This is a genomic window from Streptomyces sp. NPDC054783 (genome assembly GCF_053611725.1).
Genome location: NZ_JBSHAY010000005.1, coordinates 8,463 through 31,377 on the forward strand (window position 1 = coordinate 8,463; position 22,915 = coordinate 31,377).

Annotated in this window: 17 protein-coding genes; 8 read left to right on the forward strand and 9 right to left on the reverse strand. The window is 74.0% G+C overall.

From position 1 onward, the window contains the following. Nucleotides 1-122: 122 nt before the first annotated feature. Nucleotides 123-995 carry an SGNH/GDSL hydrolase family protein gene (locus ACWGJ5_RS11740; RefSeq protein WP_453309567.1) on the reverse strand — a complete coding sequence of 291 codons (873 nt, stop codon included), beginning with the start codon at nucleotides 993-995 and terminating at the stop codon, nucleotides 123-125. Between the two features lie 444 nt (nucleotides 996-1,439). On the opposite strand from ACWGJ5_RS11740, the gene ACWGJ5_RS11745 reads away from it, so the two are divergent. Continuing rightward, complete coding sequence (locus tag ACWGJ5_RS11745; RefSeq protein ID WP_453309568.1) at nucleotides 1,440-2,429, forward strand: NAD-dependent epimerase/dehydratase family protein; 990 nt, start codon at nucleotides 1,440-1,442, stop codon at nucleotides 2,427-2,429. A 100-nt stretch (nucleotides 2,430-2,529) separates the two neighbouring features. Further along, nucleotides 2,530-2,838: a hypothetical protein gene (locus ACWGJ5_RS11750; RefSeq protein WP_453309569.1), complete on the forward strand. Its 309-nt coding sequence runs from the start codon at nucleotides 2,530-2,532 to the stop codon at nucleotides 2,836-2,838. A 4-nt stretch (nucleotides 2,839-2,842) separates the two neighbouring features. Here ACWGJ5_RS11750 and ACWGJ5_RS11755 read toward each other — a convergent pair whose 3' ends face one another. Together ACWGJ5_RS11755 and ACWGJ5_RS11760 are read right to left on the reverse strand one after the other, a co-directional pair. Continuing rightward, nucleotides 2,843-3,955, reverse strand: a complete 1,113-nt coding sequence (locus ACWGJ5_RS11755) for a sensor histidine kinase (RefSeq protein WP_453309570.1) — start codon at nucleotides 3,953-3,955, stop codon at nucleotides 2,843-2,845. Between the two features lie 2 nt (nucleotides 3,956-3,957). Next, a complete protein-coding gene (locus tag ACWGJ5_RS11760; RefSeq protein WP_453309571.1) occupies nucleotides 3,958-4,689 on the reverse strand; it encodes a response regulator transcription factor in 732 nt (243 codons plus the stop codon). A gap of 111 nt (nucleotides 4,690-4,800) precedes the next feature. On the opposite strand from ACWGJ5_RS11760, the gene ACWGJ5_RS11765 reads away from it, so the two are divergent. The 3 genes from ACWGJ5_RS11765 to ACWGJ5_RS11775 are packed head-to-tail and all read left to right on the forward strand — an operon-like array spanning nucleotide 4,801 to nucleotide 6,856. Further along, entirely contained in the window at nucleotides 4,801-5,493 is a 693-nt protein-coding gene (locus ACWGJ5_RS11765; RefSeq protein ID WP_453309572.1) for a glycosyltransferase family 2 protein, read from the forward strand. Beyond that, a complete protein-coding gene (locus ACWGJ5_RS11770; RefSeq protein ID WP_453309573.1) occupies nucleotides 5,490-6,104 on the forward strand; it encodes a TIGR04282 family arsenosugar biosynthesis glycosyltransferase in 615 nt (204 codons plus the stop codon). The genes ACWGJ5_RS11765 and ACWGJ5_RS11770 overlap by 4 nt, the downstream gene beginning before the upstream one ends. Further along, nucleotides 6,104-6,856 (forward strand): class I SAM-dependent methyltransferase, encoded by a 753-nt coding sequence (locus tag ACWGJ5_RS11775; RefSeq protein ID WP_453309574.1) that lies wholly within the window; start codon nucleotides 6,104-6,106, stop codon nucleotides 6,854-6,856. Before ACWGJ5_RS11770 ends, ACWGJ5_RS11775 begins: the two co-directional genes overlap by 1 nt. Nucleotides 6,857-7,169: 313 nt before the next feature. Here the strand turns inward: ACWGJ5_RS11775 and ACWGJ5_RS11780 are convergent, their stop codons facing one another. Next, nucleotides 7,170-8,402, reverse strand: coding sequence for a molybdopterin-dependent oxidoreductase (locus ACWGJ5_RS11780; RefSeq protein ID WP_453309575.1), 1,233 nt, complete (start codon nucleotides 8,400-8,402; stop codon nucleotides 7,170-7,172). Between the two features lie 113 nt (nucleotides 8,403-8,515). On the opposite strand from ACWGJ5_RS11780, the gene ACWGJ5_RS11785 reads away from it, so the two are divergent. Further along, entirely contained in the window at nucleotides 8,516-9,850 is a 1,335-nt protein-coding gene (locus tag ACWGJ5_RS11785; RefSeq protein WP_453309576.1) for a hypothetical protein, read from the forward strand. Nucleotides 9,851-10,017: 167 nt separating this feature from the next. Next, nucleotides 10,018-13,179: an amidohydrolase family protein gene (locus tag ACWGJ5_RS11790; RefSeq protein WP_453309577.1), complete on the forward strand. Its 3,162-nt coding sequence runs from the start codon at nucleotides 10,018-10,020 to the stop codon at nucleotides 13,177-13,179. Nucleotides 13,180-13,195: 16 nt separating this feature from the next. Here the strand turns inward: ACWGJ5_RS11790 and ACWGJ5_RS11795 are convergent, their stop codons facing one another. The 5 genes from ACWGJ5_RS11795 to ACWGJ5_RS11815 all read right to left on the reverse strand — a co-directional run bounded on the left by ACWGJ5_RS11795 (nucleotide 13,196) and on the right by ACWGJ5_RS11815 (nucleotide 21,587). Next, nucleotides 13,196-16,222 carry a CHAT domain-containing protein gene (locus ACWGJ5_RS11795; protein ID WP_453309578.1) on the reverse strand — a complete coding sequence of 1,009 codons (3,027 nt, stop codon included), beginning with the start codon at nucleotides 16,220-16,222 and terminating at the stop codon, nucleotides 13,196-13,198. Then, nucleotides 16,207-17,013: a hypothetical protein gene (locus tag ACWGJ5_RS11800; protein ID WP_453309579.1), complete on the reverse strand. Its 807-nt coding sequence runs from the start codon at nucleotides 17,011-17,013 to the stop codon at nucleotides 16,207-16,209. The genes ACWGJ5_RS11795 and ACWGJ5_RS11800 overlap by 16 nt, the downstream gene beginning before the upstream one ends. Continuing rightward, nucleotides 17,006-19,459 carry a tetratricopeptide repeat protein gene (locus ACWGJ5_RS11805; protein ID WP_453309580.1) on the reverse strand — a complete coding sequence of 818 codons (2,454 nt, stop codon included), beginning with the start codon at nucleotides 19,457-19,459 and terminating at the stop codon, nucleotides 17,006-17,008. Before ACWGJ5_RS11805 ends, ACWGJ5_RS11800 begins: the two co-directional genes overlap by 8 nt. Before the next feature lie 110 nt (nucleotides 19,460-19,569). After that, nucleotides 19,570-20,016 (reverse strand): DNA-binding protein, encoded by a 447-nt coding sequence (locus tag ACWGJ5_RS11810; RefSeq protein WP_453309581.1) that lies wholly within the window; start codon nucleotides 20,014-20,016, stop codon nucleotides 19,570-19,572. A 77-nt stretch (nucleotides 20,017-20,093) separates the two neighbouring features. Further along, nucleotides 20,094-21,587 (reverse strand): long-chain-fatty-acid--CoA ligase, encoded by a 1,494-nt coding sequence (locus ACWGJ5_RS11815; RefSeq protein ID WP_453309582.1) that lies wholly within the window; start codon nucleotides 21,585-21,587, stop codon nucleotides 20,094-20,096. Nucleotides 21,588-21,747: 160 nt separating this feature from the next. Here ACWGJ5_RS11815 and ACWGJ5_RS11820 point away from each other — a divergent pair, with 160 nt between their 5' ends. Then, a complete protein-coding gene (locus tag ACWGJ5_RS11820) occupies nucleotides 21,748-22,914 on the forward strand; it encodes a PucR family transcriptional regulator (protein WP_453309583.1) in 1,167 nt (388 codons plus the stop codon). Nucleotide 22,915 lies beyond the last annotated feature (1 nt).

Here is a 22,915-nt window from a genome sequence, read left to right on the forward strand (position 1 = left end):
CCCGCCCCGTCGCACAGCCCCGGGCCCGCGCCCTGGTGCGTCCCCCCCGGGCCCACTTTCGTGCCGGCCAGGTGGCGCAAGGGCCCGGTAGGCGCCCGCCCGTCCCGCGGGGGCGCCGGGGGTCAGCCGATGCCGAGAACACTCATGGTGCGCTCGGCCATGCGCTGCTCGCCGAGCGCGTTGGGGTGGACCGGGACGATGTTCTGCCCGAACAGCAGCGGCTCGATCCACCGGGTGCCGACGGCCTGGCACGCGTCATGGCCCTCCGACGCCTGCGAGAAGTCGACGTACGTGGCCCCGGTCTCCTCGGCGGCGCGCTGCAAGACGGCGTTGAGGTGGGCCTGCAGCGCGTGCAGGTACGGCACGTCACCGGAGGCGACCGGCAGTCGGGCGAAGCAGGACGGGTCGGCCGTGGCGGGCGTGATCCACGGGTAACCCAGCACTGCGAGCCGGGCGTTCGGCGCCTTGGCCCGCACGGCGCGCAGCGCGTCCTGCACCGCGGGGTAGGTCTTCGCGTCGATCGCGTCGTCGAAGGAACTGCCGTAGGTGTCCTTGCAGGGGCTGCCGTTGCCGCCGCTGAGGACGCCGGCGGTGCCGCAGGCGAGCATGGCGTCGACGAAGGTGCCGTTGTCGTTTCCGCCGATCGTCAGCGTCACCAGGTCGGTGTCGGCGGTGACCGCGTCCGCCTGCGGGGCGACCCCGGGGTACTGGGACTCGGTGAAGTGCTTGGCCTGGGCGGCGCCGCAGGTGACGTCCGTGAGCCCGGCGCCGGTGCGGGCGGCGATGACGTGGGGGTAGTCGGCCGTCGAGCGCAGGCAGATCAGGTTGCTCGTGTCGACGGGCAGGACGCCCGAGGCGGCGCTGTAACTGTCGCCGAGGGCGGCGTAGTTCAGGGGTGCCGTGGCGTGGGCGGGGGCGGCGGTGAGGCCGAGGGCCAGCGTGCCGGCGAGTGCGGACGTCACGGCGATGGCTCGGCGCAGGGCAGGTTTGGGCATGGGCATGGGCATGGGCATGGGCGGGTGCTCCCTGTTCTCGGGATGGGGGACACGCAGCAGGTGGGCATGGCTGTGCCCGGGTGGGTGCTGGTGCGCGAGAATGCGGCGGCTCAGGGCAAGGGAGGTGCCGTGTCGCGGGGTTACCGCGAGGTACTACCGAAAAGTAATGTGAGGGCGGAGCACCCGGGAGTCAACGTTGTTGACAGAAGTTCTTGAAACACTCACGAGACGGCCGACCGCAGTCCGTTGATCCCCCGGTGGCTCACGGCCGCTCGGGGCCCGCACGGTCGTGCAGCCGGCCGACGTCGGCCGACGCGGCCCTCCGGCACCCGGGCCGTGCGCCACGGTGGCCCGAGGACGGGCTGACATCGCCTTGCCTTACGGAGTCGTGACATGGCGGTCGCGTCACCCTGTTCCGGCGCCGTGCGCGTCTAGCGTGGCCGTATGCGTGTACTGGTCACCGGCGGTGCCGGGTTCATCGGGTCCCATGTCGTCGAGGCGCTGCGCGCGAGCGGGCACGAGCCGCTCGTGTACGACGTCCGGACCGAACGGGGCGCCGACGTGCGCAACCGGGCAGCGGTCGCCCACGCACTGTCCGGCGTGGACGCGGTCTGTCACCAGGCGGCCATGGTGGGTCTCGGCAACGGCGTCGCGGACGCGGCCGAGTACGTCTCCCGCAACGATCTGGGCACCGCCGTCCTGCTCGCCGAGATGGCCTCGGCGGGCGTACGGAAGCTGGTGCTGGCCGGTTCGATGGTGGTGTACGGAGAGGGCCGCTACGACTGCCCCGCGCACGGCGTCGTACGCCCGGGGCCGCGGACCGCGGCCGACCTGGAGGCGGGCCGCTTCGAACCCCCCTGCCCGCGGTGCGGCGCGTCCCTCGTTCCCGGTCTGGTCACCGAGGACGCCCCGCCCGACCCGCGCAACGTCTACGCCGCGACCAAGCTCGCCCAGGAACACCTCTCGGCCGCCTGGGCCCGCGCCACGGACGGTACGGCGATCTCGTTGCGCTACCACAACGTGTACGGCCCCGGGATGCCCCGCAACACCCCGTACGCCGGAGTCGCCTCCTTCTTCCGCTCGGCCCTCGAACGCGGCGAGGCCCCGCGGGTGTTCGAGGACGGCCGGCAGCGGCGGGACTTCGTCCACGTACGGGACGTGGCCGCGGCCAACGTCGTCGCGCTGGAGGCCGGGCCGCGCCCCGGAACCCTCAGGGCGTACAACACCGGCAGCGGCGAGCCGCACACCGTCGGCGACCTGGCCCGCGCCCTGTCCGCCGCCCACGGCGGCCCGGAACCGGTCGTCACCGGCGAGTACCGTCTGGGCGACGTCCGCCACATCACGGCGGACTCCTCCCGGCTGCGCGCGGAACTCGGCTGGAAGCCGGAGGTGGGCTTCGCGGAGGGAATGCAGGAGTTCACGCGAACGCACTGAGCGTGTCCACACGCGCGGGGCGGCCTGACCGTTGATCATGGCGCTGCTTCGAAATTCGCATGAACCAATCGATGCGTACGAACCAGTCGGAAGGACAGCCATGCCTCGACGGACCCTGAGGCCGACCCGCGCCCAGGTCGCAGCCCTGCTCACCGCGCCGATGCTCGGCCTGGGCCTCCTCGTCCCATCAGCCTCCGCGGACACGCCGCCGCCCGGCCCGAAGGTCGACAGCGGCACCGTCATCGACAAGGTCTGCCGTCACGCGAACGAGGACCCCGAGGACGGCGGCACGGGCTTGTCCTGCGAGAAGGACATCGCGCCGCTCCTGTCGCACATCATCGGCCCCGGGAGCGGGCTCACCTGCCGGAACGTGTCCCCGAACTCCATCACCTGCCGCCCGGAACAGTGACCGTTCACGCCTTCGCCGTCGGCAGGGTCACCTCGAAGCGGCAGCCGCCCGGGATGTTGCGGACGGTCGCCCGGCCCTGATGGGCCTCGACGATGCCCCGTACGATCGCCAGCCCCAGCCCCGCCCCGGCAGGCGGGGTCCGTGCGTCGCTGCCGCGCCAGCCGGTGTCGAAGACGCGCGGCAGGTCCTCCTCGGGGATGCCGCCGCAGCCGTCCGTGACGGACAGCACCACCCCGTCGTCGGTGCGCTCGGCGGCGACGGCGACGGTGCCGTCGGGCGGGGTCCGGCGGATGGCGTTGACCAGGAGGTTGCCGAGCACGCGGGTCATCTCCTTGCCGTCCACCTCCACCGGTACGGGTTCGACGAGGTCGCCCACGAGCCGTACCCCGTGTTCCCGGGCGAGCGGGTCGGCGCCGGCCAGTGCGTCGCCGACCAGGTCGTACAGGGAGATCCGGGTCGGGCTCAGCGGGAGGGTGCCCGCGTGGATGCGGGAGAGTTCGAAGAGGTCGCCGACCATGTCGTTGAGCCGTTCGACCTCGGTGCGGATCTGTTTGAGGTAGCGGCCGGGGTCGGCGGCCACGCCGTCCTCCAGCGCCTCCGACATGGCGCGCAGCCCGGCGAGCGGGGTGCGCAGGTCGTGCGAGATCCAGGCGACCAGCTCGCGCCGGGACTTCTCCAACGCCCGCTCCCGTTCGCGGGATTCGGCGAGCCGCGCGCTGGTGGCGGCCAACTCGCGGCTGAGGGCGGCCAGTTCGGCGGTGGCGGGGCCATGCGGGGCGGCGAAGGCGCCGGCGTCACCGAACGAGCGGGCGGCGTCGGTGAGTTCGCGGCTGCGGGCGACGACCCAGCGGCCCAGGAGCAGGGCGGTGGCCAGGGAGACCACGGCCGCCATCGCGACGACGGTGGTGACCACGGTCAGGTCGTGCGAGGACAGGAACATCGCCCAGGCGACGGCGAGCGTGCCGGCGAGCATGGCGACGACGCCGACCGCCGCGACGACGGCGATGGAGGCGGTGAGCGAGCGGCGCCGGATCAGGCGCAGCACGCCCGCGCCCGTGACCCCCGCGGCGGCGGCGCCGGCGAAGGCGTACAGGACGATGAGGAGGGTGGGGGGCATGTTCAGAGCACCTCCTCGCCGGACTCGAAGCGGTAGCCGACGCCCCACACGGTCTGGATCAGGCGGGGCCGGGCCGGGTCGTCCTCGACCTTGCCGCGCAGCCGGCGGACATGGACGGTGACGGTCGACAGGTCGCCGAAGTCCCAGCCCCAGACCTCACGCATCAGATCCTCCCGGCTGTAGGCCCGGCCCGGGTGCCGCAGGAAGAAGGCGAGCAGGTCGAACTCCCGGAGAGTGAGGGCGAGTTCGGTGCCGTTCTTGGTGGCCCGGCGGGCGTAGGGGTCGACGCAGAGGCCTGCCGCGGCCAGTTGGTGCCCCGTCCTGACCGGGCGGCTGCGGCGCAGCACGGACTCCACGCGCAGGACCAGTTCGCGGGGGCTGAAGGGCTTGGTGACGTAGTCGTCGGCGCCGACCTCCAGGCCCAGGATGCGGTCGTCCTCGTCACCGCGGGCGGTGAGCATGATGACCGGCACGGGCCCGCCGTCCCGCATCCGCCGGCACACCTCCAGGCCGTCCATGCCGGGCAGCATCAGGTCGAGCACCACGAGGTCGGGCCGGTGCGCGGCGGCGCGGGTGAGGGCGGTCGGGCCGTCGTCGGCGCGGTCGACCACATAGCCGGCGCGGTGCAGGTATCCGGTGACGACCTCGGCGACGGTCGGATCGTCGTCCACGACCAGGATCCGGGCGGTCCCGCCTGCGGCTTCGGTCTCGTCGGGCTCGTACAGCGATTGCATGCCACCAGCCTCGCACCACTCGGCAGCCGTCGTCCGGCCGCGGGGCGGGCGTCCGCGTTTCGTAAGGACCAAGAGTCCGATATGCCCGATCGGCGTTCGTAGGGTGAAACCGTGACGACCACTTCAGCGGACGTCGACGTGGTGCTCCCCTGCCTGGACGAGGCCGAGGCCCTGCCCTGGGTGCTCGGCCGGATCCCGGCCGGCTGGCGCGCGCTCGTCGTCGACAACGGTTCCACCGACGGCTCCCCCGGCATCGCCCGCGCGCTCGGCGCGACGGTGGTGCACGAGCCGCGGCGCGGCTTCGGCGCCGCCTGCCACGCCGGACTGACCGCGGCCACGGCCGACATCGTGTGCTTCTGCGACTGCGACGCCTCCCTCGACCCCGCGCTGCTCGTTCCCTTCGTGCGGGAGATCCGGGACGGCGCCGCCGACCTGGTCCTCGGCCGGCGGCGTCCTGAGGGCCGGGGCGCCTGGCCGGCGCACGCCCGCGCGGGCAATCTCGCGCTGGCGCGGATACTGCGCCGCCGTACCGGGCTGCGCCTGCACGACCTGGGCCCGCTGCGCACCGCCCGCCGTGAGCCGCTGCTCGCGCTCGGCCTCACCGACCGGCGCAGCGGCTATCCGCTGCAGATGGTCGTCCGCGCGGCCGACGCCGGCTGGCGCATCGCCGAGCACGACGTTCCCTACCGCCCGCGCACCGGCGCCTCCAAGGTGACGGGCACCTGGCGGGGCACCTGGCAGGCGGTGCGGGACATGAGCCGCGTGCTGGCCGAGACCCCGGCCGACGGGGGGCTCGCACGGTGACCACGCTGCTCGTCGTCGCGAAGGAACCGCTGCCGGGGCGGGTCAAGACCCGGCTCACCCCGCCGTTCACGCCACAACAGGCTGCCCGTCTGGCGGAGGCGGCGCTCGCGGACACCCTGCAGGCCGTGGCCGCGGCCCCCGCGACCCGGCGGGTCCTCGTCCTCGACGGGGTGCCGGGAGACTGGCTGCCGGCCGGCTTCGAGGTGCTGCCGCAGTGCGCGGGCGGGCTGGACGAGCGGCTGGCGGACGCCTTCGCGCACTGCTCCGGCCCGGCCCTGCTCATCGGCATGGACACCCCGCAGGTCACGCCGGAACTGCTCACGGTGGACTTCGCGGGCTGCGACGCCTGTCTCGGCCCGGCCGAGGACGGCGGCTTCTGGGCCCTGGGCCTGGCCGAGCCCGACCCCGCGCTGCTGCGCGGTGTGCCCATGTCGACGCCGGTGACCGGGGCCGTGCAGCGGGAGCGGCTGCTGGCCGCCGGGCTGCGGGTGCGCGAGCTGCCCCGGCTGCGGGACGTCGACACCGTCGCCGACGCGCACGCCGTCGCCGCGCTGGCTCCGCGCGGCCGGTTCGCCGCCCAGCTGGCCCGCTGTACGCCGGTCGGCCGGTGATGGGCGGCTCTGTCGCCTGGGCGGCCGCCGACCCTTACGCGGCCGCGCTGCGCACCGGCCGCGGCCCGCTGTTCCTGCGCCGCACCGACGGCTGGCTGTTGCCGCTGGAGGTGGAACGCTGGTGCGGCCGAGCCGATCACGTCGACCTGGAGGTCCTGGACCGCTGCGAGGGCGCCGTCCTGGACGTCGGCTGCGGTCCCGGCCGGCTGGTGGCGGAACTCGCGGCCCGGGGCCGTCCCGTGCTCGGCATCGACGTCAGCGAGGCCGCCGTCGACCACACCATCGGGCTCGGCGGACAGGCGCTGCGGCGCTCGGTCTTCGAGCCGCTGCCCGGCGAGGGCCGCTGGGACACCGTGCTGCTCATGGACGGCAACATCGGCATCGGCGGGGAGCCGTCCGTGCTGCTGGAGCGGGTGGCCGCGCTGCTGCGCCCGGGCGGGCTGCTGATCGCCGAGACCGTGCCGGGACACGTCGACGAACGCGCCCGGGTCCAGGTGGTCGACGCCATCGGCGCCGCCCGGGCCACCGGTGCCCCGTTTCCCTGGGCGCGCCTCGGCACCCCGGCCCTGCTGCGGTACGCGCGCAGGGCCGGGTGGCGGTCCGTCGCTCAGTGGTCGGCGGGCGGCCGGTGCTTCGCCGCCCTGCGCACCCGCCATCCCAGGAGCAGCGCCGAGCCGCCGAAGAGCACGGCGGTGATCAGCAGCCAGCGGGTGAGGAAGCCGTCCGGGCAGAGCCCGGTGGCGGACCGGTAACGCCGGTCCGTCATCCCGCTGATCAGCGGGAACCAGACGAGCAGGAGCAGCCCGGACAGCATGGCCGGGACGCGCACGTACAGCGTCCAGCCACGTCGTCCGGTTGCCCCCAGGCCGCCGGTGACCGCCCGGTCGGCCGCCGTGTACAGCGGCAGCAGGACGAGATCGTGCAGCAGGGCGGCTCCCACGATCCACAGCGCCACCCCGAACCAGTCGCCGGCGAGCAGCCGCACCCCGGCATACGCGGCGAGGGCGAACGAGCAGGCGAGCAGCAGCAGTTGGAGCGGACTTCCCAGGCGTACGCGACGCGGCATCACAGGTCTCCGAAGGTCAGTCGGGCCACCCACTTGGTGTTGAGCACGCCGGGTGCCGCCGGGACGATGATCCGCGCCGGGTGCCCGTGGTCGGGGGACAGTTCCTCGCCGTTGACGAAGAGCGCGAGCAGAGAGCGTCCGTCGGCCACCTGATTGGCGCGCAGGGCCGCACGCCGGAACGCTCCGTGCCGCTGCAGGGACTCCACGAGGACGTCCGGCGGATCGCCGTCGTACCCGACGAGCGCGGCGAGGTCGCGCAGCCGTACCCCGCGCCACCACTGGTCCGCGGTCGACCAGCCCTCGACACAGGCGATGGGCAACGACGCGCTGTGCTGCGGCAGTTGGAGCACCTGGGCGCGGCTGAGCCGGACGGTTCCGGTGCGGCCGGTGACGACGAGCCGCCAGGCGTCCTCGTGGGTGTCGGCCGCCGTGATGCCGGCGTAGGCGGCGGTCTTGTTGATCTGGAATCCGTTGGGGCCGCCGCCGGGATCGGCGGTGCCGTGCGGGGCGAGCAGGGCCGTACGGCGGAAGGGCCCGCCCAGGCTCTGCCCGACCGTGGTCAGGAACAGCAGCAGGGAACCCCCGCCGACCAGCCCCAGGGCGCCGCGCCGGGAGACGGTGGGCGCCGCGGGGCGCGGGGAGACCAGGTCGTTCTGCTCCTGCCGGCGCTGGCGTACGGCCCGTACCGCCGTGGGTGTCTTCAGCACGGCGTGGGCCACGAACGCGGCGAAGAACACCCATGCCCCGTAGAAGTGCAGCGGGTAGAAGGAGCCCGGGAAGACGTAGTCCAGCTGGACGTTGAGGACTCCGGTGGTGAACTCGAACAGCCCTCCACCGACCAGCAGCAACAGGGAGATCCGCTCCAGCGCGTGTGCGAGGGAGCGGGCCGGCGGCAGGGTGAAGAGCCTCGGCACCACCGACCACAGCTTGGCCAGCAGGACGGGGATCAGGGTGATGCCGAGAGTGACGTGGACGCCTTGGGTGAGCCGGTACAGCCACACCGGGTCGGTGGGCCAGGCGAAGAGGTAGAAGCCCAGGACGCCCTTGTCCGGGGTCATGTCGTTCACCCGGGACAGGCCCGGGTTGTAGGCGGCGTACGACACCAGGCCGGTCACGAACAGCACGGTGATGCCGACGAGCAGGACGAGGCCGAGCACCGAGGTGAACCAGGGGCCGCGCAGCGGGCTGCGCCAGAAACCTGGGGAAGTGGGAAGCCGGGAATGGTCACGCATGTCCCGACCGTAGGCCGGGAGACCACCGGAGAAGGGCCCGCGACCGGTGACGAAACGCTGACGTCCAGCCCGTACGGCGGCCGGTCGCCGCTCCCCCGGCCTAGCGTTCCGGTGTGACCAGATCCCTCCGCCGTGACCTGTACGCCGCCGGTGCCGCCGCCCTCCTCGTGACGGCGGCCGTCGTCGTCGGCCGGCACATCCAGGACACCCGCCACACCCTGTACGTGCACTGGCCGCCGCTGTTCGCGGACTGGGACCCGCACCTCGGCCCCGGCACCCCGGCGGCCCTGGCGGTGGCGGCGGCCACCGTGGCCCACGGCCCCGCACTCGCGGCCCGGCTGTCCTGGCGCGGGCTGCTCGCGGCGGCCTGGGCGGCTGCCCTGGCCTGGATCCTGTCCCTCGCCCTGGTCGACGGCTGGCACCAGGGCATCGCGGTCAGGCTGACCACCAGCAACGAATACCTCCGGGTGATCGGCCGCTTCCACGACATCCCGGCCACCCTGCGCGACTTCACCCACCACATCGTCAGCGGCACACCCGACCCCTGGCCCGCCCATATCGCCGGCCATCCGCCGGCCGCCACGCTCACCTTCGTGCTGCTGGACCGCATCGGGCTGCGCGGCGGCGGCTGGGCCGGGATGTGGTGCATCACGGTGGGTGCGACGGGCTGCGTGGCCGTGCTGATCGCGCTGCGCGCGCTGGCCGACGAGACGCTCGCGCGGCGAGCGGCGCCGTTCCTGGTGCTGGCCCCGGCCGCGGTGTGGCAGGGGACCTCCGCCGACGGCTACTTCGCGGCGGTCGCCGCATGGTCGCCGGCGCTGCTCGCCCTGGCACTGACCCGGCGGTCCCACGGGTACGCGGCGGCCTCGGGCCTTCTCTTCGGCCTGACCTGCTACCTCTCCTACGGCCTCGCGCTGTTCGCCCTCATCGGCGCCGCGGTCGTCGCGCTCGCGCGCCACGAACTCCGGGAACGCCCGGCCCTCCTGTTGTCCCTGCTCGCCGGACTGGCCGTGTTTCCGGTGGTGTTCACGCTGGCCGGCTTCGACTGGTGGCAGGCGTACCACCTCCTCGTCACGCGCTACTACCAGGGTGTCGGCGGCACCCGACCCTACGGCTACTGGGTCTGGGCCAACCTCGCCTGCACCGCCGTCATCACCGGCCCGGCCACGGTGGCGGGCCTGCGCCGGACGACCACCACGCTGCTCCCCGGGACCGCCACCCGACGCCCCGCGGAGCTGCGCCTGGCGCTCATGGTCTCCGCCGCGCTGTTCGCCCTGCTGGTCGCCGACCTGTCCGGCATGAGCAAGGCGGAGACGGAACGCATCTGGCTGCCCTTCGCCCTCTGGCTCCTCCCCGCCTGCGCCCTCCTCCCCCGCCCCCGCCCCTGGCTCACCGCCCAGGCCGTCCTGGCCCTGCTGCTCAACCACCTGCTGCTGACGGGCTGGTGAGCGTTCCGGAGCCGTCGGCGCGGCAGGGTGACCCCGCGTGACCGCCGTCCGGCCCGGGCGTTGCCCTGGGCGTGGGGCGGGGCCGGTGTGGCCGAAATGGCGTACTGGTGCGGGATGTACCGCTGCCACTTGGCTGAACGACAGGCGGCAGGCAGGAAGGACTGGGGATGGACTTCGGCAGGGTGGGTCGGCGCGGGTTTCTCGGGACGGCGGCGGCAGGGCTCGTCACCGGGGTCTCCGCACGGGCGGCGACGGCGGTCGGGCTGCCGGTCGGGTCCGGTGCGCGGGCCGGCGACGGGGGGCGGTTCCTCACCTGCACCCGGACGACAGGGGGTTCGGTCACCGGCAGCCGGGCCGGAGGTGACCTGATCGCCGAGGTGCAGGGGGTGCTGTGGCGGGTGCCCCGGGACGGCGGGACGGCCGTACGGGTGACGGAGTGGGAGCTGGAGGCGACGCGCCCCTCGCTGTCCCCCGACGGGAGGACGCTGGCCGTGTGCGGCTATCGCGGGGGAGGCTTCCATGTGTGGTCGCTGCGGCCGGACGGCGGCGGGCTGCGGCAGTTGACGGACGGGCCGTGGGACGACCGCGGGGCCGCGTGGTCGCCGGACGGCACCCGGCTGGCCTTCTCCTCCGAACGCGGCGGCGACGCCACGGCCGGTTCCTCCTACGGGCTGTGGGTGCTGGACGTGGCCGACGGCCGGCTGCGGCGGCTCACCGGCGGGGAGCACGAGGACTTCGATCCGGCCTGGTCGGCGGACGGGCGGTCGCTGGTGTGCGTGCGCGCCGCCCACACGCCGGGCGGCGGCAACGACGGCGGGCTGTCGCTGGTCCGCGTGCCGGTCTCGGGCGGTCCGGCCGAAGTGCTGCGGACGGTGACCGGGGGGCGGCTGCTGGGCCCGTCCGTCTCGCCCGCGGGGCGGATCGCGTATGTGCATCTGACCGGTGCGGGCAGCCCCGGGCATCCGGCCGACGCGGCACGGCTGATGGTCGATGACGAAGTCGTGACGGAGGACGAGGACTTGGCGGCCGCTCCGCCGTGCTGGCTGAGCGAGGACGAGCTGCTGTACGTCGGTGACGGCCGGATCCGCGTCCGCTCCCTGACCGGTTCCTCCGTGCGGGAGGTTCCCTTCACCGCCCGGATGCCGGTGCCCGGTCCGTCGCGGGGGCCCCGACGGGCGCCGCTCGCACCGGAGTTGCCGCTCCCGGTGCGCGGTCTGCACCGGCCGGCCCTGTCCCCGGACGGTCGCAGCGTGGCCTTCGTGGCGCTGAACGCCCTGTGGCTGATGCCGGTCGGCGGCACGCCGCGCAAGCTCCTCCAGGCGGCCGACGTCCACCTGGTGCAGATGCCGGCGTGGGCACCGGACGGGCGCAGCCTGCTGTACTGCACGGACCGGGACGGACTGGTGGCCGTACGCCGCCGTCACCTCGGCAGCGGCACCGACGAGCCGTTGGCCGAGGGCGGCCGGCTGTATCCCGCGCTGTCACCGGACGGCACCCGCCTGGCCTGCCAGGACGTGACAGGGAACCTGCTGCTGCGCACGCTGGCCACGGGCGACGAGCAGGTGCTGGCCCGGCCGCTGGCCACCGACGGGCCGCCCGGAGCGCCCACCTGGTCGCCCGACGGCCGGTACGTGGCGTTCTGTGACCGCAACCGGCTCAACCAGCGCTTCCGCGAAGGGTACAACCTCATCCGCGTCCTCGACACCCGCACCGGCGGCGAACGCCGTCACCTGCCCGCCGAGCACCAGTCGCTGTCCGACCGGGTCGCCTCCGGACCCGTGTGGTCGCCCGACGGCCGCTGGATGGCACTGGTCGCCGAGTCGGCGCTGTGGCTGCTGCCCGTGACGGCCGACGGCACACCGGCCGGTCCGGCCCGCCGGCTCACCGACGAACCGGCCGACCACCCGAGCTGGTCCGCGGACTCCGGCACGCTCCTCTACCTTTCCGAAGGCCGGCTGCGCCGGCTCTCCCTCACCACCGCACGGGCCCACACGCTGCCGCTCCGGCTGACCACCGGGCGCCGTGCGAGCGGCCCCGCCGCACCGCTTCGGATCCACGCCGGCCAGCTGTGGGACGGCACCGGCGCGCCGCCACGGCACGACGTCGACATCCTCGTCACCGGCAAGCGGATCACCGCCGTCGAGCCGCACCGTGCCCGCCGCCCCGGACACCGCACCCTCGACGCCTCCGGCCGGACCGTCGTCCCCGGCCTCGTCGACAGCCACACCCACCCGTATGCGGCCACCTACGGCGCCCGGCAGAGCCTGACCACGCTCGCGTACGGCATCACGACCACGTTCTGCCTGGGCAGTCCGCTGTACGACGCGGTACGGCTGCGCGAGGCGGCCGGCTCGGGGGACCTGCTCGGCCCGCGGCAGCTCGCCTGCGCCGAACTGATCGACGGGGCCCGCACCGCGTACAGCATGGGCCGCGCCCACCGCACCCGCGAGGGTGTCCGGCGTACTCTCCGGCGCGCCGCCGCCCTGGACGTCGACTTCGTGAAGACGTATGTGCGCGCCCCGGGCGAGGTCATGGCCGAGGCGGCCGAGGCGGCCCACGCGCTGGGCGTGCCCAGCGGCAGCCATCTGTGCTCGCCCGGCCGGGCGGCGGGCCAGGACCTGACCACCCATCTGCAGGCCACCCAGCGCCTCGAGTACGGGCATGCGACCACCCCGCTCGGCCGTATCGGACAGGATCTGGTGCAGCAGTACGCCGACGGCTCCTTCGCCCTGATCATCACGCCGTTCAGCGCGCAGATCCTGCTCGCCGCCGACCCCGGGCTCGCCGAGGATCCGCGCGTGACGCGTCTCATGCCGCCCTGGGACGTCGCCGTCGTCCGCGCCCACGCCCGCACCGCCCCCACGGAGGCGCAACAGCGGGCTCTCGCCACCGAGATGGCGGACTACCGGCGGCTGGCCTCGCACGGCGCCCGTATCGCCCTGGGCACCGACTCGCCCCTGGTCCCGGTCGGTCTCTCCCTGCACCTGTGCCTGCGTGCCCTGGTCGCGCACGGCTTCACGGCCGCCGAGGCCCTGCACACCGCGACCGTGGAGCCGGCCCGTCTCTTCGGCCTCGATTCCGACCTCGGGACGGTGGAGGAGGGCAGGATCGCCGACCTGACGATCGTCGACGGCGACCCGTTCTCCGACTTCGGCTCCCTCGTCCGCATCCCGGTCGTCGTGCGCGAGGGAGTCCCCCACGCCCAGGTCGACTTGACGTCGGCTCACCGGTCGGTCGTGGTGCACGAACCTCCCCGGGACATGTCCTGGCTCGGGGTGGCCGAGCGGCTCCGGCGGGGGTCGTGCTGCCATCCCGACGCGGACGGGTGAGACACCCGGCCGTGGCTCAGGGACCGATGTGCAGGTGGGGTGTCCAGAGCGAGGGCCGTTCGGGCTCTCGCTCGCGCACCTGGGACACGGCGTGATGGAGGGACTCGGCGACAGTCCCATCCTGACGGTCCGTCAGGTACTCGTAGAAGGCCTGCACCAGGTGGGTGTTGGTCCGGTCGGTGACCGGCCAGAGGCTGCCCACCAGGTGGCTGAAGCCGGCGAGCTGGAAGGCCGAGAGCAGGTTCAGGGACTCGTCCGGCAGGTCGAGGCGGTTCCGGGCGGTGCCGCAGGCGGAGAGGAAGGCCAGACCGGCCCGGTCGGTGCGGGCTGCCGCGATGTCGCCGATGTGCAGCCGGCCGTCGTGCAGGACGAGGTGGCTCTCGTGATGACGGTCGGCGTCGTGTCCGGCGTGGCAGGCCACATGGACGATGTCGTGGTCCGGGACGGCCGTCATCAGCCGCTCGCGGGTGGCGGCCGGCCCGCGCAGCAGGCGGGCTCCGGGAAAGGAGCCGGTGAGCAGGGCCGCCTCCTCGTCGGCGGCCGGCAGATCCGGGGCGCCGGGGGTGCGCGGCAGGGCGAGTACCAGGGGGCGGCTGTCCGGGCCGGGCCGCCAGGGCCGGAGGCGGCCGAGCGCGTGGACGGTGGGGGTGTAGGACGACACCACGAGGGCGAACGCGCTGCCCTCCTCGCGGCGTTCGGCCATGTGCAGCGGAAAGTGGCTCAGCGGCCCGGTGGGACACCACCACATGCGGGGCGGCACGGCGCCCTTCCGCGGGCCGCCCAGGTCGTCCCGCAAGGCATCGAGAACGGGCCCCACGACGGCGTCCCAGAGCAGTGCCAGACCGGTGCGCAGGGAGTACTCGCCGAGGCTCCGGCGCGCCGGGGAGACCCCGTGGTCGAGGGCCAGTTCGGCGCCGCCCAGCAGATCGCGGCCCAGCCGCAGGACGGTGTCGGCGGTGAGCCGGGGCAGCGGCAGCCGGCGGACGCCGTCCCGGGTGACGAGCAGGGCGTCGGAGCCGTAGCGGCCGAACATCGGGACGGCCACGGGGCCTTCGTGGCAGGCTTCGAGGATCTCCTGCAGGCGCGGCGGCTGAAGGAAGTCCTCGAACCCGGGGACGCCCTTGATCTCCTCGATCAAGTGCCGTCGTTCGTCGGCCAGTCGGTGGCGCCGGTCGGCGTCCGGCTCGGTCCGCAGCCGGGTCGGCAGCTCCTCCAGGGCCGTGGCGAGGTGCGGGGCGCGGACGCGCAGCCGCTCCAGATCGACGCGCACGGCCGACGCCTCCGCATGGAGCACCCCGCGTCCCTGTTCCAGCACTTCCAGCGCGCGGGCCGGTGAGCCGGTGGCCAGCGCACAGGAGGCCGCCAGCGTGGGCAGCGGCGCATAGGCGGGCAGCCTGCGTTCCCGGTCACCGGCGCGCAGCTGCCAGCCGGCGAGGTCCGGCAGCAGACGGACCGCGAGGGCGAGATCGTCGGCGGCGCGCGGCCAGTCCTCCAGGTTGATCTCCAGCTTGCCGGCGTGCCACGCGCTCTCCAGCCGTCGGTGGACGCTCTCCGTGGCGGCCCGCGCGACCTGACGGAGCAGGGCCGCCGCCTCGCGGGCGTCCGCCGACTCGCCGTACTCCACATAGCGGTTGTTGAGGGCCCCGCCGAGCAGAAAGCGGCGCGAGGCCAGTTGGGCGGGGCTCACGGCGGCGGCCAGGCCGTCCCGCAGCACGGCGATGGACTCGGCCAGCACGGCGGGGTCACGGGTGCGGGCGTACTGCTCGGCCAGGCCGTTGGCCAGCGCCTCCAGCACCACCTCCGTAGGCCGACCCGCCGTACCGGCGTGGGCCTGCCGGGCGAGCCGGAGTGCTTCGGCGAGGTCGGCTTCCGGGTCGTGCACAGGTCCGCCGCGTCCACCGCGTCCGGCACGCCGACGGAGCCAGCGGGCGAGGTTGGCCCGGACGGTCGTGTGCAGTTCCGGGTCGGTGCCGGGTGCGAGTGCGGCGAGGGCCGCCCGGCCCAGGTCGACGATCTCGTCCAGTGCGGCCGGGTCCCCGCCGTTGTCGCCCTCGCTGTCCAGTTCGCTCAGCAACTCGAGTTCGAAGGCGAGGTTGTTCAGTTCCCGGGCGCGGGCGGGACGGTCGTGTGGCAGTTCGGCGATCAGCGCGCGGGTCAGGCCGATGGCCTCCCGCAGCGACTCCGAGTCGCCGAGGTCTTCATGGCGCAGGCGCAGCAGTCCGGCGAGCTCGCTCACCGCGCCGGCTCGGCGAGGGTGGCCGGGCGGCAGGCCCGTGACCACCGTACGGGCGAGGCCGATGGCTTCGGCGAGCGCCTGGGGCTCCTGGTGGAGGATGTAGGCGTGCCGCAGGGCTTCGCACAGCCGGGACAGATGGTGGAGGTGCTCGGGAGCGCCTTCCGGTGACTCGGCCACCAGATTGCGCGCCAAGTCGACAGCTGCGTCGAGGAGTTCCGAGTCGGGGTGGTACTCGTGCAGCAGGAGCAGGGTGTGCACGTTGTTGCCCATGGTCCTGGCCCGGCCCGTGTTGTCCTCGGCCATGGCGCTGCCCAGGTACAGCACCGCGGCGGCGGCCAGCAGTACCGTGCGGTCGTGCACTCCCGCCTCTTCCAGGAGCAGACCCGTGTGGTCGTTCCAGAGGCCGACTTGGGGAGTGCCCGGCGGCGACGGGGCCGCGATCGCCTCGGCCACCTCCTTCGGCACGGACCGTGGCGCGGCGTCGCGCAGCGGGGCGAGGAGGGCGAAGGCGAGCAGGAGATCCCGGTGGTTCAGCGGGTTGCGCCGGGCGTCGACCGGCGCGCGCAGCCAGAACAGCCAGCCGGTGGCGTGGAGGAGACGCAGCCAGGGCTGCACGTCGATGTACTTGTCGCGAACGACGGAGCGTACGGCCGTCTCCAGGAGGGCGGCCGCTTCCTGCTCGGCTTCGGCGTCGAGCAGCACGCCGGGATCGTGGGAGGTCGCGTAGGCCTTGAAGCGCCGGGTGAGCGGATCGGCATCCGGGCCCGAACCGGCATCCGGACCGGCGGGGTTCAGGTCCGGCGGCAACGCAACCACTCCTGCCTGCTGTCGTCCCAGACGAGCGTACGGCCGCGCAGCTCCGAGCGGTCCATGGCGGTCAACTGCCGTACGGCGTCGGGCGGGATGGGGTCGGGCACGACCAGCTGGAGGTCGGCTTCCGGGTCGAGGATGCTGACGAAGCCGGAGCCGTCGGGGGGGATGCGCGGGGCCGGCGCCGAGAGGTCCGGGGCGGGGCCGGCCGTACCGGAGTCGGCCGAGGCGGACGGGTCCGGCGTGGGTCTGCCGCGCCGGGCCAACCGGGCGCGCAGGCCCGCGTAGGCATCGTCGGCCGATTTGCCGGCGATCGCCTGGACGAACGGAACGATCAGCGACGTGGCGGCCCCGCCGAGCACCAGCGATACCCAGTCGGGCAGGTCACGCAGCGCCGGTGGTCCGGGCGGCGTGCTCCCCTGGGCGGGCGACAGAACTGCGGCGATCGCGGCGGCGGTCGGGGCGGCACCGGCGTCAGCGGGGAGCCACCGGGTCGGGCCGTCGGGTGCGTAGACCTGCCAGTCGCCGTCGGCCGTGCTGTACCGGACCACGAGATCGTGCGTCTCCTCGGGGAACCGGCGGGGTGTGGCGCACAGCCAGAGCCAGAGCAGGTCTCCGGTCCCGTCGCCGCTCTCGTCGTAGTAGACGTTCCGGCGTACGACGCTCAGGCGGTGGGTGCCCAGGGCCGCGGTCAGCTCGGCGAGGCGTGCGTCCAGGCCGGACCGCCCGGCCCCCGCGCGGTCGCCGAAGTCCAGCGCGCTGTCCTTGCTCACGTCGATGTCACACATCCCCGTACGGTGGCTCGGTGGTGTTCGCTGCTGTGCGGTCAGTGCCGTGGCCGCGCCGCGGGCGGTCGGCCCGTTCCAGGGCGGCCTGCCGCACATGCGGGTCCTCGGAGAGCGCGGCGCGTTCCAGGGCGGACCGGGCGCCCTGCGGATCCCCCAGCCGTAGCAGGGCGTCGCTCAGCAGGATCAGGGACCACGCGGCCACGTGCGAATGCCCTGAGCGGACGGCCTGCTGCAACGCGTCGCGGGCGCCGTCGAAGTCGCCGCGCCGCAGGAGCATGGATCCGGCGCCGTACGCCGCAGAGGGTGCCGACTCCGGGTCGCCGGAGCGCATCGCCTCACGGTACGCGCCGAGCGCGCCGTCCGTGTCGTGCCGTTCCTCCAGCACCATGCCGAGCCGGAGTGCCGCTCGCGCGGCCGAGACGGGGTCGGTGCGGCCCGGCTCGATCGCCTCCTGGTAGGCGCGTACGGCGCCGGACGCGTCACCCCGGCGGCTGAGCAGCGCGGCCAGCCCGCACAGGGCCGGGCCCGCCAGGTGGGCAATGCCGCAGCCGGCCGCCTTCCGGTAGAGGGCCGCCGCCTGATCCGGATCCGTCTGCTCCGTCAGCACGGCGAGCTGGAGACGGGCAATGGCCGCGGGTTCCGCCTCTTCGGCCTCTTCGGGCTCGGCGGCGAGCCGTAAGGCCGCAGCGGCTTCCTCGGTGTCGCCCCGCTCGCTGAGCAGGAGCCCCATCCGGGCGGCGGCACGCGGCGCGGCAAGCCTGTGTCCGGAGTCGACGGCGACCTCGAACGCGATCAGTGCAGCGGCGGTCTCCCCCTGCTCGGCCAGCAGCCCGCCCAGGTCATGGGCCACCATTCCACGCAGTCCGGAGGGGTCGCCGTGCCAGGTGCACACGGCGAGCGCCTGCTCGTACGCCGAGCACGCCGCCGCCGTGTCACCCTGCCGGTGCAGCAGGCTGCCGAGGTTGTGCGCGGCCAGTACGGTGCCGACCGGGTCGTCCATGTCGATCGCCTCGCGGTAGGCGGCGACCGCCTCGGTGGTCCGGCCCTGCCCGGCGAGCGACTGCCCGAGGTTGACGCAGGCCATCGCGGCCATCATGGAGCCGGCGCTCGCACCGCGGCGGGTCCCGCTCGGCTCGTCCGGTGTGGCCTGTCGCCGGACACCGCTGTCGATCCCGCTGTCCGCGACGGCCTGCCGATAGGCGACGTGCGCGCCGGAGGTGTCACCGCGTTCGTCCAGGCTGCTCCCGAGGCGGAGCCCGGCGTAGGAGGCGACCAGCGGTTCGGCGCTGCGCGAGGCCTGTCGCAGCGCCGACTCGGCGACCTCGGTCATGCCACTGGTGTGCGCGGCCTCGGCGACCACCATCAGCTCCGGCGCGTCACAGCGCCGCAGCGCGAACTCCCATGCTGCGAGCGGGACTTCGGGCAGATCTGCACGGGACACGAGGGATTCGGCGGCCCGGAACGCCCGCCCGGCGGTCCGTCCGGGCGCCGGGCGCACTTCCTCCAGCAGCGCTGCGGTCGCCTCCGGGGGGACGGTCACCGCCCACTTCAGGGCATTGGCCCATCGGGTGCCGTCGTCGGGCTGCGGTGCGGGGAACCGCGGGTCGATCCCGGCCAGTTCACGCAGTTCGGCCTCGGTGATCGGACGCAACAGGCCCATGCGCCGCCAGTCCACGGCGGCCCGCACCAGCGCCGAGCCCAGCGCGGCCGTCTCGTCCCCTCCGGCGTCCCCGGCGGCGCGCAGACCCTCCTGCCGGCGCTGGTCCAGCACGGGTCCGCCATCGGTCAACTCCACGCCGGACGGCCGCTGTTGACCCTCAGCCGTTTCTCCCCGCGCGACGGGCTCGCTCGGTACGACGACCACGGCGGCCTGATCCAGGACCAGCCGTGCGGTCGATCCGAGCCGGCCCTCGGTGGACAGCAGGTGCTCGCGCACATTGGACTCGAAGGTCGCCAGTACCACCACCCGGGTTGCGAGCGAGCGGAGCCGGCCGAGCAGTTCGCCGTCGATGCCGCCTGCGATGCCCAGGTACCGCTCCAGGTGATCGAGCCAGACGACCACGACGCCGGCGGCTCCCACCCGTAACGGCGGTTCCAGCGCGAGCAGTTCGGCCAGTGCGGCGACGCCCGGCCGGGGCACCAGGATCCGGGCGCCGGGGAGGGTGCGGCGCACGGCCTCCCACGCGGAGCGCCACCGGGCCGCCCCGGAAACGCCGGCCAGGAGCACGAAGTCCTTGTCCCGCAGGGCCGAATCCAGCGCGTCGTCCACCCAGGGCCGGCCCACGCACGGGTCCTGCTCGACCCGGGTGTACAGCGAGCGGGAGACACCCAACTCGCCGTAGGCGTCCGCCTCGGCGACCGAGGGCAGCTCCTCGGGGCCCGACACCGCCGGGACCGCGAGCAGCGCACGGATCCGCTCGTCCCGCCCTGCGCCCGACTCCGCCACCGAAGTCTCCCGTCGCTTCAGCCTCGCGTTGTTTCACCATAGCCCGCCGGGGCGTTGCCCCGGGAAGCCCTCGGGCATGGTGGCCTGCGGCCGGCTGCCGGGCCACGTGTTCAGGCGTCGTCCTCGTCGTCGGTGGCGGTGCGGTCCGCCAGGCGTTCGTAGCGCTGCCTGGCGGCCTGCGGGGTGCCGAGTCCGAGGCCGAAGGCGATCTGCGGCCAGGTCATGCCGCGGCCGCGGGCCATCTGCAGGAGCGAGGCCTCCAGCTCGTCCAGCTCCGCCCGTACCAGCGGCACGAGACTCAACGCGGCCGTGATGTCGGCACGGTCCACCTCCGGCTCGCCGTCGTCGGGCAGCGCGGCGCCGCTCAGCAGGAACGTCACGAGCCGCACGGCCTCGTGCGGCGCCAGGACCGACGGGTGGATCTGGCGGCACCGCTGCCCGTCCGTCGCGGCGTGCCGCTCGGCGATACGGAACAGCGAGGCGTGGACCCGCTGGGCACGCGCCTGCTCCGGCTGCGGAGGGTTGAAGGGGTCGGTGTGATCGGCGGTTGATGACATGCGAGAAGAGTTGCGTTCAACACGACATGACGTCAACTGCTTATAGTGAACGGCCCGTTCATGCGGCAAGGACTGTCTCAGGGCGTCGGCGCGGTGATCTCCCGCTTGAGGATCTTGCCGCTCGGCCCCATCGGCAGCGTCTCCGTCAGCCAGAGCCGGCGCGGGTACTTGTAGGCGGCCACCCGGTCCCGGACGAACCGCTGCAACTCCTCGGTGTCCGCCCGGGCTCCCGGACGCAGGACGACCGCGGCGGCCACCTCCTCGCCGAGCCGTGCGTCGGGCACGCCGAGGACCGCGGCGAGGGCGACGGCGGGATGCTCGTGCAGCACCTCCTCGATCTCGCGCGGGTAGACGTTGTAGCCGCCGCGGATGATGAGGTCCTTCTTCCGGTCGACGATGTACAGATAGCCGTCCTCGTCCCGGCGGGCCAGGTCGCCGGTGCGCAGCCAGCCGTCGGGGATCGCGGCGGCCGTCTCCTCGGGGCGGTGCCAGTACTCCTTCATCACGTTCGGCCCGCGCACGGCCAGTTCACCGACCTCCCCCGGTGCGACGTCCCGGCCGCAGTCGTCCAGCAGCCGGACCTCGACGTCGCGGATGGGGGTACCGATGGAGCCGGGCTTGCGCGGGCGGTCGGGGTGGTTGAAGGAGACGACCGGGCTGGTCTCGGACATGCCGAAGCCCTCCAGCACCATGCAGCCGAAGCGCCGCTCGAACCCGTGCAGGATCTCCACCGGCAGCGAGGCACCGCCCGAGACGCACATGCGCAGACTGGAGACGTCGGCCGCGTCGGCACCCGGGTGCTGGAGCAGCGCCGCGTACATGGTCGGGACGCCCTCGAAGACGGTCGCCCGGTCGCGTGCGACGGCGTCGAGCACGGTCTGCGGATCGAAGCGGGGGACGAGGGTGAGGGACGCGCCGCTGCGGACGGCGACGTTCATGGTGCAGGTCTGCCCGAAGATGTGGAACAGCGGCAGACAGCCCACGATCACGTCCTCGGAGGTCAGCCGCTGGACCTCGGTGACGTTGACCTCGGTGTTGTGGCGCAGCCCGGCGTGGGTGAGCGCGGCGCCCTTGGGGCGGCCGGTGGTGCCCGAGGTGTAGAGCAGCACGGCGATGTCGTCGCCGGCGGCGGCCGTCACCTCGTGTTCCGGGTCCAGGCGGGCCAGTTCGGCGGCGAAGGCGGCCGGTTCGACCGTCAGGTGCCGTACGCCGGCGGCCCCCGCGCCCGCGGCGCCCTCGCCGGGCGCCTGATGCCACTCGAAGAGGAGCACGGCACCGGAGTCCCGCAGGTGGTACTCGGTCTCGCGCTCCTTGAGCAGCGGGTTCATCGGCACCACGATGCCGCCGGCGCGCAGGACGGCGTAGTACAGGACGACGAACTCGGGCACGTTCGGGAGCATCAGTGCTACCCGGTCACCGCGGCGCAGGCCCTCGGTGCGCAGCAGCTCGGCGGCCTGGGCGCTGAGCCGGTCGAGCTCGGCGTAGGTGGTGGTCGCGGTGCCGAGCCGCAGCGCCGGGCGCTCCGGCAGCCGTCGCGCCGTCTCCGCCAGGAATTCCGCCAGATTGGCCATGATGCCTCCTCGCACGCATGCTCCCGCCGCGCTCACGGGTCCCGCCGCGAGCGCTCCCGGCATGGTCGCGTGCACGGTCACGGGCGTCCATGGTGGCGTCCACAGTCCGCCCGTGCCGGAGTTGTTCCCGTGCACAATCAGACCGCCGTACGCTGCGGGTATGGGTCTGTCGAATGTGGGCGCCGCCTTGCGTGTGCGCCTTCCGGAGCTCGGCGAGCGGATGGCCGGGCGCATCCGTGCGGAGGTCGAGTCGTACGCGGACGAGTCGCTGATCCCGTTCGCGTCGCTCAGGGAGTCGTGCCGGGGCAACGCCGATCTGCTCCTGGGGCGTTTCGCCTACGGCGCCGAACCCGATGTGGGGGCAGCTCAGCAGACCGGCCGGCTGCGCGCCGAGCAGGGCGTGCCGCTTGCGGACACGCTGCACGCCTACCGGGTCGGTTTCGAACTGCTGTGGTCGGAGATGGTCGACGAGGCGCGCAGGCATCCGGAGGTCACGGACGCGGAGCTGGTGGCCGGTTCCTCGGAGATCTGGGCGCTGTTCGGCCGGTACGCGGAGGCCGTCGCGGCCGCCTACCGCGAGGCGAGCGCGGAGCTGGCGCTGCAGCGAGAGGCCCGTCGATCGGCCCTGGCCGAGGCGTTGTTCACGGGCGCACTCGCGGATCGTACGACGCCGTGGGAGGCGGCCCGGCAGCTGGGCCTGCCGGAGCGCGGGCCGTACGCGGTCGTGGCCGCGGCGGTGCCGGATCCCGGCCAGGAGCCGCTGCCGGGGATCGAGGCGGCGCTGCGCCGTTCCGGCGTGCCGTCGGTGTGGCGACTGCTGCCGGACCAGCAGATCGGGCTGGTCTCGCTGGGGCACCGGGACGCGGAGACGGTGAGCCTGCGCGCGCTGCGCCGTCGGCGGGCCCGGGTGGGTGTCAGCCCGCGGTTCGACTCGCTTCGGGACACGCCGCAGGCGCTGCGGTTCGCCCGGCTCGCCCTGGCCGGACGGCCCGGCGGGGGTCCGGGGGTCACCCGGTTCGACGACAGCCCGCTGGCGATGCTGGTGGCGGCGGCCCCGGCGGAGGCGAGCCGGCTGGTCGAGGTCGCATTGGGTCCGCTCCTCGAACTACCGGAGGCGGAGCGGGCTCGGCTGCTGCAGACCCTCGGTCACTGGTTCGCCTCGGGCGGTGTGGCCGCCGGTGCCGCGGAAGGACTCTTCGTCCACCCCAACACCGTGCGCTACCGGCTGCGCCGTGTCGAGGAGCTGACCGGGCGTCCGCTCACCGACCCCATGGCCCTCGCCGACCTGGGCGCCGCGCTGTACGCACTGCGGCTGCTGCCTTCCTGAG

Bases quoted from the DNA above. Each gene is read 5' to 3' on its own strand.
- ACWGJ5_RS11740 (WP_453309567.1), bottom strand. From the start codon at position 995: ATGCCCAAACCTGCCCTGCGCCGAGCCATCGCCGTGACGTCCGCACTC.
- ACWGJ5_RS11745 (WP_453309568.1), top strand. From the start codon at position 1,440: ATGCGTGTACTGGTCACCGGCGGTGCCGGGTTCATCGGGTCCCATGTC.
- ACWGJ5_RS11750 (WP_453309569.1), top strand. From the start codon at position 2,530: ATGCCTCGACGGACCCTGAGGCCGACCCGCGCCCAGGTCGCAGCCCTG.
- ACWGJ5_RS11755 (WP_453309570.1), bottom strand. From the start codon at position 3,955: ATGCCCCCCACCCTCCTCATCGTCCTGTACGCCTTCGCCGGCGCCGCC.
- ACWGJ5_RS11760 (WP_453309571.1), bottom strand. From the start codon at position 4,689: ATGCAATCGCTGTACGAGCCCGACGAGACCGAAGCCGCAGGCGGGACC.
- ACWGJ5_RS11775 (WP_453309574.1), top strand. From the start codon at position 6,104: ATGGGCGGCTCTGTCGCCTGGGCGGCCGCCGACCCTTACGCGGCCGCG.
- ACWGJ5_RS11780 (WP_453309575.1), bottom strand. From the start codon at position 8,402: ATGCGTGACCATTCCCGGCTTCCCACTTCCCCAGGTTTCTGGCGCAGC.
- ACWGJ5_RS11790 (WP_453309577.1), top strand. From the start codon at position 10,018: ATGGACTTCGGCAGGGTGGGTCGGCGCGGGTTTCTCGGGACGGCGGCG.
- ACWGJ5_RS11800 (WP_453309579.1), bottom strand. From the start codon at position 17,013: ATGTGTGACATCGACGTGAGCAAGGACAGCGCGCTGGACTTCGGCGAC.
- ACWGJ5_RS11810 (WP_453309581.1), bottom strand. From the start codon at position 20,016: ATGTCATCAACCGCCGATCACACCGACCCCTTCAACCCTCCGCAGCCG.
- ACWGJ5_RS11815 (WP_453309582.1), bottom strand. From the start codon at position 21,587: ATGGCCAATCTGGCGGAATTCCTGGCGGAGACGGCGCGACGGCTGCCG.
- ACWGJ5_RS11820 (WP_453309583.1), top strand. From the start codon at position 21,748: ATGGGTCTGTCGAATGTGGGCGCCGCCTTGCGTGTGCGCCTTCCGGAG.